At 68.0% G+C, this 13,106-nt stretch carries 12 protein-coding genes; 2 read left to right on the top strand and 10 right to left on the bottom strand.

Going from position 1 to position 13,106, the window contains the following annotated elements; translation table 11 throughout:
* Window positions 1–316: 316 nt before the first annotated feature.
* The 5 genes from QP457_RS15865 to QP457_RS15845 form a co-directional block, all read right to left on the bottom strand.
* Window positions 317–721: a VOC family protein gene (locus QP457_RS15865; protein ID WP_205406231.1), complete on the bottom strand. Its 405-nt coding sequence runs from the start codon at window positions 719–721 to the stop codon at window positions 317–319.
* Window positions 718–1,788 (bottom strand): serine hydrolase domain-containing protein, encoded by a 1,071-nt coding sequence (locus QP457_RS15860; RefSeq protein ID WP_100553175.1) that lies wholly within the window; start codon window positions 1,786–1,788, stop codon window positions 718–720. Before QP457_RS15860 ends, QP457_RS15865 begins: the two co-directional genes overlap by 4 nt.
* Window positions 1,789–1,804: 16 nt before the next feature.
* Entirely contained in the window at window positions 1,805–3,748 is a 1,944-nt protein-coding gene (locus QP457_RS15855) for a DUF885 family protein (RefSeq protein ID WP_180166264.1), read from the bottom strand.
* A 96-nt stretch (window positions 3,749–3,844) separates the two neighbouring features.
* Window positions 3,845–4,630: a queuosine precursor transporter gene (locus QP457_RS15850; RefSeq protein ID WP_025879090.1), complete on the bottom strand. Its 786-nt coding sequence runs from the start codon at window positions 4,628–4,630 to the stop codon at window positions 3,845–3,847.
* Entirely contained in the window at window positions 4,627–5,310 is a 684-nt protein-coding gene (locus QP457_RS15845) for a DUF502 domain-containing protein (protein WP_100553172.1), read from the bottom strand. The genes QP457_RS15850 and QP457_RS15845 overlap by 4 nt, the downstream gene beginning before the upstream one ends.
* Before the next feature lie 84 nt (window positions 5,311–5,394).
* Between QP457_RS15845 and QP457_RS15840 the strand changes: the two genes are divergently transcribed.
* A complete protein-coding gene (locus QP457_RS15840; protein ID WP_240196699.1) occupies window positions 5,395–6,666 on the top strand; it encodes a hypothetical protein in 1,272 nt (423 codons plus the stop codon).
* Window positions 6,667–6,673: 7 nt separating this feature from the next.
* Here QP457_RS15840 and QP457_RS15835 read toward each other — a convergent pair whose 3' ends face one another.
* The 5 genes from QP457_RS15835 to trxA form a co-directional block, all read right to left on the bottom strand.
* Window positions 6,674–7,393 (bottom strand): hypothetical protein, encoded by a 720-nt coding sequence (locus tag QP457_RS15835; RefSeq protein ID WP_205406229.1) that lies wholly within the window; start codon window positions 7,391–7,393, stop codon window positions 6,674–6,676.
* Window positions 7,394–7,446: 53 nt separating this feature from the next.
* On the bottom strand, window positions 7,447–7,899 hold the full coding sequence (locus QP457_RS15830; RefSeq protein ID WP_032975063.1) for a DUF4442 domain-containing protein: 453 nt from the start codon (window positions 7,897–7,899) through the stop codon (window positions 7,447–7,449).
* A 90-nt stretch (window positions 7,900–7,989) separates the two neighbouring features.
* Entirely contained in the window at window positions 7,990–9,624 is a 1,635-nt protein-coding gene (locus tag QP457_RS15825) for a CHASE2 domain-containing protein (RefSeq protein WP_205406228.1), read from the bottom strand.
* The gene (locus QP457_RS15820; protein ID WP_205406227.1) at window positions 9,621–11,321 is read right to left on the bottom strand and encodes a FecR domain-containing protein; all 1,701 of its coding nucleotides are present in this window, start codon (window positions 11,319–11,321) and stop codon (window positions 9,621–9,623) included. The genes QP457_RS15825 and QP457_RS15820 overlap by 4 nt, the downstream gene beginning before the upstream one ends.
* Before the next feature lie 107 nt (window positions 11,322–11,428).
* Window positions 11,429–12,286 carry a thioredoxin gene (trxA, locus tag QP457_RS15815; RefSeq protein ID WP_180166270.1) on the bottom strand — a complete coding sequence of 286 codons (858 nt, stop codon included), beginning with the start codon at window positions 12,284–12,286 and terminating at the stop codon, window positions 11,429–11,431.
* Between the two features lie 153 nt (window positions 12,287–12,439).
* On the opposite strand from trxA, the gene QP457_RS15810 reads away from it, so the two are divergent.
* Complete coding sequence (locus tag QP457_RS15810) at window positions 12,440–13,048, top strand: DUF998 domain-containing protein (protein WP_100553167.1); 609 nt, start codon at window positions 12,440–12,442, stop codon at window positions 13,046–13,048.
* Window positions 13,049–13,106: the final 58 nt, after the last annotated feature.

The raw sequence follows: 13,106 nt of genomic DNA, 5'->3' as shown, positions 1-13,106 counted from the left end.
ATTCGGCGGGGTATGGGGAAGGGGGGCTTGGCCGGGCTGCGCCCGGCACCCGCAGAGGCAACGGCCGGAGCAACGGCAAAAGCGGCTGTTCTGTGGGATGGCGGGGTGGGTCCGGTTGCGGGGGACGCTGCAAGTACGTCCATGTAAGCTCGGTCGCCGCATCCATGCGGCTCACGCCCCCGCAACCGGACCCACCCCGCCTTCGACAGGCTCCCGCAATCTGTCGGAATGGCATGGCCTGCTGTTGGTAGGTGTCGACCTTGGTCGACACGCAGATCCATGCCATGCGTGGATGAACTTCGCGATTGAGGATCGCTCAACCGATCTCGTACAGCTCCAGCGGCAGGTCGTCGGGGTCGGCGAAGAAGGTGAAGCGGCGGCCGGTGTATTCGTCCACGCGGATCGGTTCGCAGGCTACGCCGTGGCTGGCCAGGCGTTCGATGAACGGTTCCAGCGCGGCTACCCGGAACGCGAGGTGGCGCAGGCCCTGGGCTTCGGGGCGGCTGGGCCTTGCGGGCGGCGAGGGGAAGGAGAACAGCTCCAGTTGGCCGCCATCGGGCAGGGAGAGGTCCAGCTTCCACGAGTCGCGTGCGGCGCGGTGGTTCTCGGCCAGTATGCGCAGGCCCAGCACGCGCACGTAGAAGTCTTTCGAGCGCGCGTAGTCGCTGCAGATCAGTGCGGCATGGTGGATGCCCAGCAGGCCGGTGGTATCGGGGGTCATTGCAGGGTGTCCAGCCAGCGCTGGGCGATCTTCAGCGCCAGCGGATAGGGTTCGGGGGCGTTGCGGTTGCTCAGCACGATCACGGTCAGGTGTTTGTCCGGGTAGCGCAGGATCACGTTGCGGAAGCCGATGCTTTCGCCGCTGTGCCACTGCATGCGGCCGTTCAAGCGCCAGCCGAAACCGTAGTGCGGTACGTCCGCTTCGGTGGTGGCGGTGGCCGGGCTGAACATCGCCTTGCGCGATGCGGCTGACAGCAGGCGGTCGTCGTACAGGGCCGCATCCCAGCGCGCGAGGTCGTCCAGCGAGGCGTAGATGCCGCCGTCGCCGAGTACGGCGCTGGTCGTGCTCTGGTCGGTGCGTTGCCAGTGGCCGTCAACCTCGCTGTAGCCATAGGCACGCTGCGCCACAACATCGACACCGTCCTGGTGGGCGACGGTATGCGCCATGCCCAGTGGCCGGAAGATGCGCTGCTGCAGGAAGCTGGCAAAGTCGCTGCCGGCGGCGCGGCCGACGATCAGCGCCAGCAATGCGTAGCCGCTGTTGCTGTAGCGGTACTGCGTACCGGGTGCGAAGGCGAGCCGATCTTCGCGGGCGAGCAGGGCAAGCACATCGGCGTCGTGCACCTGCCGGGTGTCGGCAGGGTCCATCAGGTCTTCGTAGTCCAGCAGGCCGCTGGTGTGCGACAGCAACTGCCTCAAGGTGATGGCGGCAGCGGCGGGCGGCAGTTCCGGCAGCCAGCGCCGCGCCGGCTGGTCCAGTGCGAGGCGACCGTCCTCGATCAGCAACAGCACCGCCGCAGCGGTGAACTGCTTGCTGACCGATGCCAGGCGGAAATTGCTGGCCGGCGTCACGGCGCTGCCATCTTCGACCACGGCCAACCCGTAGCCGCGGCGGAATACCGGCTGCCCGTCGTGCAGCACCAGCACCGCCGCACCCGGCACCTGGCCATCGTAGGCCTGCATCAGGCCATCGATGCCTGCATCCGGCGGCGCCAGCGGTGCCGCCGCCAGGGTGATCGACGGCAGCACAGCGAGGACGGCGATACACAGCAGGGCGGCAGGGCGCATGGCAGCTCCGTGACGGTCAGGGTGCGGGTGCTGGTGTTGCCGTGGCCGGCTGGGCCAGCCAGCGTTCGATCTTGTGGTCCAGTACATCCAGTGGCATCGAACCGTCCTTCAGCACTTCGGCATGGAAGCGGCGCAGGTCGAACGCTGCACCCTGGCGTGCCTTGGCCTTGTCGCGCAGGGCGATGATCGTGGTCAGGCCCGCCACGTTGGACAGCGCCTGGCCAGGCTGGGCCATGATCCGTTCGACCTCGGCGTTGGCGTCGTCGCTGCTCATGTCCACGGTCTTCTGCAGATAGGTCACGGCCTGCTGCTTGCTCCAGCCCTGCGCATGCACGCCGGTGTCGGCGACCACGCGCGCGGCGCGCAGCAGGCGCGAATACAGATAGCCGATGCGGTCGTACGGATCGGTGTACGCGCCGAGGTCTTCGCCCAGGGTCTCCGCATACAGGCCCCAGCCTTCGACGAAGGCGAGGTCACCGCCGAGGCGGCGGAAGCGCGGCAGCTTGGTCAGTTCCTGCTGCAGGCCCAGCTGCACGTGGTGGCCGGGAATGGCTTCATGCAGGTACTGCACCGGCACGTTCCAGCGCTTGCGGCTGGGCAGGTCGCGGGTGTTGACGAACAGCACGCCGGGTTGCCCTGGGGGCGACGGCTGGTAGGAGGCTGCGGCGGCGGTCATGGCGCGTTCCGGTTCCACTGCATGGATCTGCAGCGGCGCCTTCGGCAGGGTGTCCAGCACCAGCGGCAGGCGTGCATCGACCTGCTGCTGCACCTGCCGGTAACGGTTGAGCAGCGCGTTGGCGTCGCTGTACTGGAACTGGCGGTCGTTGCGCATGCTGCGCAGCAGCTTGGCCTGCGAACTGCGCAGCTTGCCATCGCGCATCACCGTGGTGATCTGTGCCTGCAGCTCCTGCACGCGCTGCTCGCCCAGCGCATGCAGCTGCGCGGCGGTCTGCTGGCTGGCGGTGGTCTGCACGATCAGGTTGGCGTACCACGCCTGCCCATCGGGCAGTGCGCCGAGGCCGCTGCTGCTGCGCGTGGCAGGCAGGTATTCGGTGGCGATGAAGCCACGCAGGGCGCGGTAGGCCGGCATGATGCGCAGTTCGATCATGCGCTTGTACTCGGCGCTGATGCGCGCCTTGTCTTCGGCGGAGATGGACTCCGGCATGGTCCGGATCGGCGACCAGAAGATGCTCTCTTCGGCGGTCGGCTTGATCACCGCGTCCAGCTGCGGCAGTACTTTTTCCATCAGGTCGCGCGGCTGCACCACGCCGGCCTTCATGCCCTGGCGCATGTTGGCGATGGCCTGGTCGAACAGATCGGGAATGCCCAGCGAGCGGCGCGACCAGGTGTCGTAGTCCTTGGCCGTGTTGAACGGCTGCGCGCCAGCACCGGCGCCGAGGATGGCCATGATGCTGCCGACGTTGTAGTACTGGCTGATCGGCATCATCCAGCTTGGATAACGCTCGGCGGCCAGCGAGGCGCGGGCGTCGCGCACGAAGATCTCGTAGCTGAGCAGGTCCTGCCCCTGCAGGCCGTCGCTGCCGATCTTCTCGACCTTGCCCAGCCATTCGGTGGTGAAGTCGTGCGATTGCTGGCGCCAGGCGGCGGAGAGGATGTTGGGCAGCTGGTCGTTGTAGCGCGGCTCGCCCTGGAAGGTCGCCTGCAGCGGGTTCAACCGCATGGAGGCATCCCAGTATTCGTCGTACAAGCGCTCCAGCTGCACCTGCTTGGGCACTGCGCGGGCCGGGGCGACCGGACGCGGCGCGGCGCGGCGCGCCGAACTGCCGCGGGCCGGCGGGGTGGCACGTGTGCCGGCGCGCGCCTTCGGCTTGGCCGCCTGGCGGGTCTGCGCGGCGGCGGGGCGGCTGCCCTTCTTCTTCGCTGCTTCGGCCGGCGGAACGGCGCTGAACAGGAACAACGCGGCGATGGCGGCGGCCAGGACGCGGGGGGAATACGGCATCAAGAAGCTTCCGTGGAACACAGACCGTGGAGCTTGCACGATCCGCGCGCGTACGGCCAGCGTGAGGGCGCAGTCAGCTTGCGCGCCGCTGGGGCTTCAGTCAGCCGCGGCTGCGGCGCGCAGGTCGGCGGCGCGGTGTTCGCCCAGATAGCGGGTGATTGCACGCCGCATCAGGTACAGCAACGGAATCAGGGCGATCGCAAAGCCCATCTTGTAGACGTAGTTGACACTGCTCACCGCCAGGAACAGCGATGTCGGCCAGTGCTGGGGGCCGAGCACGAAGGCGATCCAGATCACCACGAAGCTGTCCACCAGCTGCGAGACCGCGGTGGAACCGGTGGCACGCAGCCATACATGGCGCTCGCCGGTGGCCTGGCGGATGCGATGGAACACCGCCACGTCGATCAACTGGCCGAACAGGAACGCCACCAGCGAACCGGCAATGGTCCACATGCCCTGTCCGAACACCGCCGCGAACGCGGCCTGGTAATCGGGCACGCCGTGGGCATCCATCGAGGTCACCCACCAGCTGGCCGGTGCCAGTGAGATCGCAGCGAAGGCGAACAGGAAACCGTAGGCGATCAGCACCACCGCCAGCCACGAGATGAAACGCACCCCGCGCTTGCCGAAGAATTCGTTGATGGTGTCGGTCATGATGAACACCACCGGCCACAGCAGCGTGCCGGCGGTGAAGCTCAACGAGCCGGTCTGGCCGAACAGGTTCCAGTTCAGCGGATCGATGCCGAGGGTGTCTTCCAGGGCGAAGATCTTCACCCCGATCAGTTCGGCCAGTACGGCGTTGCCGCAGAAGAACGCGGCCAGCACGATGAACAGCAGGACCGCGCGGTCCTGCAGCGGGCGCGCGTGCGACGCCTCACTCATTCGGAACGATCGCCAGCGCGGGTGAACGGAACGCTGGAGGGCGCCACTGCACCGCCGGAAATGATGAAGCTCATCGCCTGGTCCACCGTCCAGTCGGTCGGGGTGAGCAGCTCGACGGGCACGATTTCCAGATAGCCCGAGGTCGGGTTCGGCGTGGTGGGTACGTAGACGGCCGCCAGTTCGCGGTCGGTGCCCTGTTCCTTGATGACCCGGGTGACCAGGCCGACCGATTTCATGTCGCGATGCGGGAAGTCGATCAGCACCACGCGCTGGGTGCTGCCCGGCTCGGTCTGCAGCATGTCCAGCAGCTTCTTGGCGCTGTCATAGATGATGCTGGCCAGCGGGATGCGCTTGATGACTGCACCAACCCAGCGCAGCAGGCGCTGGCCGACCACGCGGCGGCTGGCCACGCCCACCGCCAGGATCACCAGCAGGGTGGCCAGCAGGGCGATGGTGTTCTGGATCCATTCGGCGCGGACCCAGCCGAGGTAATGCGGGAAGTTGGTCGCGATCTGTTCGGACAGCGGCACTACCAGCGGGCTGGAAATGCCCGACAGCAGCACGAACACGAATTTGACCACCACCCAGGTCAGCCAGATCGGCAACAGGGTCAGCAGGCCGGTCAGGAACAGGCGCTGCAGGGAGGGGCGGGGAACCAGGGCGGGGGCTTCGAGCGACATGCGCGCATTGTAGCGGTCGCGGCCGCTCCTTTACGCTGTCCGTTGGCGGTGCTGGCCATGCAGGGAAAGGATGCTGTGTTGAAGATGCTGCGGTGGTTGGGCTGGGCAATGCTGGCCCTGGTGGTGATGGCCGTCGCGGCATGGCTGCTGTCGAGGTTCTGGCCGTTGTCGGCCGCCCAGCGGGAAGACAGGCGTCTGCTTGAGGCCGTGCAACCCAACGAAGGTCGCAACGGCTTCGCCCTGCTGTGGACGCTGCCCTTCGATGGGCTCGACCAGGCCCAGCGTGAGGCGGCGTTGGCCGACGATGTGCAGCGCTGGAAGGCCTCGCCATCGCAGGCGTCGCACGCCTCGTTGCTGGCGGCCAAACACGCACCGTTGACTCTGGATGGGGCAGGTCGTTGTGCCGTTGGGCCCGTGGGCTGCCTGGCGCAGGTGCGCGCTGATCCGCAGCGCTTCGCTGACGCCCACACCGGGCATGCCGGCCTGCACCAGCGACTGGCCCGGTTGGCAGACTTCGATCGTTTCGATTCCCCGTTCCAGCCCAGCGGAATCGAACTCATGCCACTACCGGCGTACACGCCGCTGTTGGATGGCGCCAGTGCGCAGGCACTGGCCTATCTGCAGGGCGATGTTGCCGGTGCCGTCGAGGCAGGCTGCAGATCGGTTCGGTTCGGGCGGCGGATGATGCGCACCAGCAGCACGCTGATGGACAGCATGATGGGCGCTGTTGTGGTGAGGACCCATGCCGCGTTGCTGGGCGACATGCTGGTCGAGCAATCGCCGGGTTACGTGCTGCCCGCCTCCTGCGAGGTGGCGCTGCAGCCGCTGGACGCCGACGAGCAGAGCCTGTGTCAAGCGATGCAGGGCGAATTTGCGATGAACAAGGCGGCCATCGAGGCGTCCACGCAGACAGCAGGCAGCCGCCTGCTGCTGGATCGCGACCACACCCTGGCCCGGATCGCCGGCAATTTCGGTTGGGCATGCCGCCCCGCTGCAGCCAAGGCGCTGGCAGCCGATGTCCCGCTCCTTGTCCCGCCACCACCCCGATGGGATGTGGGCTGCGTGGCCAATCCGCTGGGATGCACAGTGAGCGCCATCGCCGGGCCGTCCTACACGCAGTACGCGGCGCGCAGCCAGGACGCAGCAGCGATGATCCGCCTGCTTGGGGCGCAGCGCTGGCTGCGGCAACAGGCCGGGCCAGCCGACGAGGCACTGGCGCGGTTGCCGGCGCAGTGGCGTTCGGACACCCGCATGCCACAACTGTCTGCCGACGGTCGCCATCTGCAGGTATTGCGGCGTGGACCGGCGCGCGAAGGCGAGGGCCCGTATCTGTCGATGCCGTTGCGGGCGGACTGACCCGGGCTCAGCCGCCGTCGCCGCGCGGATTGAACGCCCAGCCATCGCCAACGCTGTCCAGCGTCCAGCGCTTGCGGTCAGCCAGGGTCTGCCAGCGCACCTGTTCCTTGTCGTCCTGCATGCTGCCTTGGGTCAGCTTCACCTTGCCGGTGGAGAAGTTCACGCTGAGGCCTTCGGTCTGCCCGGAATTGCGCATCATCGAGTCGCGGTCGTAGCCGATCAGCGCGAAGTGGCCTTCCTGCCAGCGGAACGTGAACGTGGTGGTGCTGGTCGACCAGCTGCCCGCGCTGGAGAACGAGTACAGGCCCACCCGCAGTGCGCCGCGCTGGATCGACACGCCGGTGCCTTCGGCCAGCGCATCGCTGAGCACGGGCGAGTCCGGGCGCGGAATGAGCGTGTGGTTCTGCGCCGCCAGCACGTAACCCGACGGTCGCGCAAAGGCAATGGCGAGGATGCGCGGGTTGCTGTCATACGGCGACGGCCCGAACCCATCGTGCTCGATGATGTTGCGCGGGTCGTGCTGGCGCAGTACCAGCGCAAGGTCGGCGCGCCCGTCGTGGTCGAGGTCGCCTTCGATCCTGTATTCCAGCGCCCAGCCGGCAGGCACGAACCCCTCAGCCGTAGCGGCGTGCGCCGGCAGGGAGGGATAGCGCACCGGCGGCACGTCCAGTGCGGTGGCGGTGAAGGGCAGGGCGGCCAGCGCCGCAGCAAACAACGAAAGGCGCATTGCAGCCTCCATGGCAGGGCTGCAGAGGATAGCGGGGCGTCGGCCGACCCGCTTTACCGTGCGTGTGGCTTCAGGCGCACATAGACCTGCTTGCGTACCTGCGCGACGACCTCGCCAGCTTCGTCGACCACGTCGTTGCTGAACCAGCGCAGCACTTTTTCGCCGCCGGCCGCCGCCGTACGCAGTTCATCCAGCAGGGCGTCATCGATGCGGAACGAGGTACGCACCGTTCCGCGGCCGGGCTTGAGGAAATCGATCGCACCGGCGCGATCCCAGACGTAATAGTCACGGCCCAGGGTATGCATCAGGCCCAGCATCCAGAACGGATCGGTCATCGCGAACAGGCTGCCGCCGAAGTGGGTACCGACGTAGTTGCGGTTCCAGGGGCGCAGGCGCAGTTCCACGTCGATCTGCCGGTAGTCCGGGGTGATCCGGGTGACATGGATGCCGGTGAACAGGAACGGTGGCCACAGATTGATGCCGAAGCGGAACGTGCTGGCTTTCATGCGGGAACCGGGCAGGGGGCAGGGATCCCAGTCTAACCATTCGCATGCGTATGTTGTAGCCCGTGGCATCCACATCAGGCCTGCTGGCCGCTATGGCCCGGGCGTGCCGCCGTCGATCACATAACCGTCGCGGCCATTGTCCTTGGCCCGGTAAAGCGCGTTGTCGGCGCCTTCGACGAAATGATGCGGTTGCAGGTCGCTGTCCGGCACGCGGGTATAGACGCCGATGGTCAGGGTGACACCCGTGTCGCTGCCATCGCCGGGTGGCGGCAGGGCGCGTATGCAGGAGATCAGGTCTTCGATCACCTGCCGTGCGCCTTCAACCGGGGTGTCGGGCAGCACCAATGCGAACTCGTCGCCGCCATAGCGGGCGGCCATGTCACGGGGGCGCCGGGCATGCGCCTGGATCAGGCGGGCCACTTCGCACAGCACACGATCGCCGACCTGATGTCCATGACGATCGTTGTGGTGCTTGAAGTGGTCGACATCGATCAGGGCCAGGGTCAGTGGCTTGCCGCTGCGGCGTGCCGCGTCGCATTCCTGTTGCAGCGATTGTTCGAAGCGCAGGCGGTTGCCCAGTCCGGTCAGCGCATCGCGGTTGGCCTGGCGGTGCCAGGAGGCGATCCGCCAGGTCGCCCATACGGTCAATACCAGCACGACGCCGAGCAGCGCGCTGGCCGGCGCCCACCAGAGGCTGCTGGTGCGCAGCAGCAGCCAGCTCAGCAGCGGCGCGGCCGGCAGCGAGCACAGGGCAACCACCCAGGGCAGACGCAGCCCCAGCAGCAGTACGCACATCGCCACCAGCACGCCGGCCAGGGTGTCCTGCCAGGCGCGGGGCAACACGTCGATCTGCTTGTCCTGCAGCAGCATCGAGGCGAGGTTGGCCTGGTACTCGCTGCCGCTCATCCAGTATTCGCGGGTGGTGGGTGTCAACAGGCGGAGGGCGATGCCGCTGGCCGTCATGCCGACCACGATGCGCCTGCCACGCAGCATCGAGGCATCCACGCGCCCATCCAGCACATCGGCGTAGGACACCTGCGGCAGGCGTTCCGGTGGCCCGGCATAACGCATGCGCACGTAATCATTGCGGCGCCATTGATAGGGCGAGTCCAGCGCCGGGTCGGGGTCGGGCAGGCCGTGTGCGCGTTGCGGCGGCAGACCGGTCAACGCCAGGCCGAGTGCCGGCCAGTGCGCCTGGCCGATGCCGGCATGCAGGTAGACCCCGCGGGCGACACCATCGCCGTCGACTTCAACATCGCTGTGGCCCATGGCGGCAGCGCTGGCAGCAATCAGCGGGATCGGCAGCATCTCCTCGGCCATGCGGTCGCCGGCGGCCGGCGCGGCCAGCACCGGCAGCACCACGCGGCCGTTGCGACGGATCGCCGCGGCCAGCTCGGCGTCCTGGCGTGCATCGCGGCGGTCGGGCTCGGACAGCATGAGGTCCAGCGCGACGCGCTCGGCACCGGCGTCGGTCAGGCGGTCCAGCAGGCGGGCATGCACCGAGCGCGGCCACGGCCACTGACCCAGCCGCTGCAGGCTGCCCTCGTCGATGGCGACGATCAGCACGCTGGGGTCAGGACGGTAATCCCAGCTGCCGACCATCATGTCGTACGCCGTTTCGTCCTGCCGCCACAGCCATTGGCCGTGGCTGACCACCGCAGTCGCTACACCTGCCAGCAGGGCCAGCAGGATCCGTCGCGACCACGGCAGCGGCGAGCGCCTCACAGCAACAGCCACAGCAGCAGGACACCGCCGCCCGCGCCGTAGCACAGGCGGCACGGCAGCTTGACCTGCTGGGCAGGCGAGAACGGGCCCGCGTGGCCGTCATCATCGATGTACTGCACACGGATGTGCAGCGTGCCGCGCCACGGGCGCTTGAAGCTGACCTGCGGTTCGTCAACGGTGGTATCGAGCAGCGGCGCGCTGAAATCACCGCGACGATCGACCTGCACCCGGTAGCGCTGGCCATCGCTTCCCGCCTGCCAGCGCAGGGTCAGCTCGCCGTCGATGGCCTCGGGCGGCTGCAGTGCCGGGTCCACCGGTTCATCGCTCAACTGCAGCGCCAACGCCTGGCCATAGCGACCCTGGTGGCCCTGGCCATCACGCGAAGCGATCCGCCAGTAGTACTGGCCGGGCGGCAGCGGCTCACCCAGGCGCAGGTCGGTGCTGCCGGTGCTCTGCTCGCGCAGCGGCTGCAGGAACTGAGGCTCGTCGGCCACCTGCAGCACGCTGCTGCTGGCACCGGGCGCCTGGCTCCAGTGGAAGCGCGGCCGGTCGCTGTTGACCGTCTGTCCCTGCACCGGGGAAATGGTCAGCGGCGGTGGCGGCTGGTCGCCGAGGAGGAAATCCTCGCTGGCATCGAGACCTTCCACACCCTGTGCATCCACTGCGCGCAGCAGCAGGCGCAGCGCTCCCGGCGGCAGCTCGCCGATCGCCAGCCCGGTGTCGGTGGTGGTGGCCGCAAACAACAGGATTTCCGGAGTTGCGGCCTGCACGACTTCCACCCGGTAGTGATCGGCACCCGTCACCGGTTCCCAGGCAAGTTGGGCCGGCAGGGCTCCCAGGCGGGTCGAATCGGCACGCAGGTGCGGTGCCGGCAGCAGACCGGAAACCGCTTCGGGTGCCGTTCCGCTGCCCGCGCTGCGGCTGGCCTGGCCAGGGTGCACCAGACGTTGGCCATGCGGGTTGCCGACCTGCACCTTGCCTTCCAGTACTTCGGTGGCGCCGGCCTGGGCGTCGTCGCCGGCACTGACCCGGAACACGGTGCCGCGCACGCTGCTGGTGGCCGTCGGTGCATCGATGATGTAGCGAGAGGCCGGCCCGCGCGCCGGGGTGACCCGGTTGCTGGCGCGGCCCTGCTGCAGGCGCAGGCGGGTATCGACCATGCCGGTGCGGCCATAGCGGCTGAGCTGGTCCAGGCGCAGGCGTGAGTACTCGCGCAGCTGCAACCGCGACGCGTCGGCAAATTCCAGGGTGATGCTGGAATCGGCCTTCGTCTGGATCGCATCGCCGATGTGCAGCTCTTCGCCTGCGCGCACGGCGCGGTTGCTGCTGCCATCGGCTGCGCTCAGTTCAACCTGCCCACGCACGGCCAGTACCCGCGCCGGGGCGGGTTCAACGCGCAGCCAGCCGATCGGGAAGCGCAGCAGTTCGCCCGGCGGCAGCCGGTAAGGGTTGTCGATGCGGTTGTGCTGCTGCAGCTGCTGCCAGCCCACGCTCGGCTTGAGGTAGGCAGCGCCCAGGTCCCACAGGGTATCGCCGGGGCGGACCCGATAGTTCCAGTCCTGCGCGCCGGCGAGCGCCGGCAACAGGAAGAGGGCACACAACACCGTGCGCAGGAAACGGATGATTAAAGACGACGAGCGGCCAACGGTCACGGAATGCTGTCCCGGCAAAGCGGGGGCGCAGCTGCAAGACCCCATGGCCCCGACCTCATCCCCCCGAACGGATCGTGGCGGCCCTGGAGGCCACCATCGCGGGCATTATTGCCCGCGTTCAGTGCAGGGATTCTGAACGGTGCCGTTGCCGTTCAGAACAGCAGGGAGGCCATCCGGCGCCGCGAGCGGCCTACCAGGTCTTCATCGGAGATGACGTTGAAGGCATCGATCAGCGCCTTGCGCGGCAGTCCTTCCTGGAAGCCGCGGTCGATCCGCAGCATCTCCAGGAACTGTTCCAGCGCGGCTTCGTCCTGGCCGGCCAGCAGCAGCTGCACACCGCGCAGGTGACGCGCCTGCAGATCCTTGCCATCGGCGGCGATGCGCGCATCCAGCACCTCCGCAGGCGGGGCTTCCTTCAGCGCGGCGGCGAAGGAGAGCCGCGCGCGGCCACGCACGGCGCGGTCGTCGGTGGCCAGGTTGGCGGGCAGGGCATCGATCAGGGTGCCGGCCTCGTCCACGCCGCCAACCTGCAGCAGGGCCAGGGCCAGGTCGAGCTTCAGCTCGTCCTTGTCCGGCTCGGCGGCGATCTGCGCGCGCAGCACGTCTACCTGCGCCTGCGGGTCCAGCGGGGCCTCGTCCTCGGCAATGGTGTCGCCGATATCAGCCGGCACCACGCCGTGCTGTGCCAGGAATTCTCGCAGCTGACCTTCCGGCAGCGCGCCGGGGAAGCCGTCCACCAGCTGCCCACCCTTGACCAGGAACACGGTGGGCACCGAACGGATCTGGAAGGCCGCCGCGATCTGCTGTTCCTTGTCCACATCGACCTTGGCCAGCTCGAAGGCGCCGTTGTATTCGCCGGCCAGCTTCTCCAGCATCGGGCCAAGGGTCTTGCACGGCTCGCACCAGGTCGCCCAGAAGTCCACCAGGACCGGCGTCTGCAGCGACTTCTGCAGCACTTCCGCCTCGAAGGTAGCGGTGGTGGCGTCGAATACGTAGGTCGTCTCGGTCATGGGGCATCGTTCGGCATCTGGAGACCGATTCTATGGTGACGAACCATGTCGGTCTCAACCCTGCGGTCATACCCATCGTGAAATCCTGGACAGCTTGGCGGAGGTGCCGCCTGCCGCGACAATGTGCTGATGTTCTTCTGAAGAGTGGCTGCGATGTCCGTGGTTCGGCTGGATCGTTGGGTGGGCGTGCTCGCCGCAGCCCTGTTCGTGCTGTCGGTGGTCGGCTTCGGTGCGGCGCTGCCGGACTATTCGCAGGCACTGCATCCGGTGACCTGGCTGGGCGCGCACGGCATTCCCCATGCGCTGGGTTTCAACCTGCTGGGCCTGGTGCTGCCAGGTGCACTGGCGGTGGTCGTGGCCGAGCGCCTGCGCCGGCAACTGCCGGTGGACGCCGCCTGGACGGCACGCGTGGGCAGCCAGATGCTGCTGCTGGCCGCGCTTGCCTTCATCGCAATGGGCCTGCTGCCGCTGGATTTCGAGGACCAGATGGACATGCAGGGCCCGGCCAGCAAGCTGCACGCCAGCGTGTGGATGGTCTGGGCACTGGCCTTTGTCGCCGGCAGCGTGATGCTGGGGGCGGCACGACTGCGGCATTCCGGCGGGCGCAGGCTGGGCCTGCTGGCGCTGGGCTGCGGGATCGGTGCCGGTCTGCTCGCGTTTGGACTGCCGGGCGTACTGCCGGCGGCGCTGGCGCAGCGGCTGGCCTTTGCCTGCTGGGCGCTGTGGCTGGCCCTGGCCCTGCCTCTGTCGCGCAGGCGCTGAGACGGTTTCTGCTGCCTCGCCGCGCGCCGGCCCGGCAGGCAGGATTGGAGCCATTTGC

It is taken from the genome of Stenotrophomonas sp. As-7 (assembly GCF_030291015.1).
In the GTDB taxonomy this organism is placed as follows: domain Bacteria; phylum Pseudomonadota; class Gammaproteobacteria; order Xanthomonadales; family Xanthomonadaceae; genus Stenotrophomonas; species Stenotrophomonas lactitubi.
This window is presented reverse-complemented; position numbering and strand designations above follow the sequence as displayed.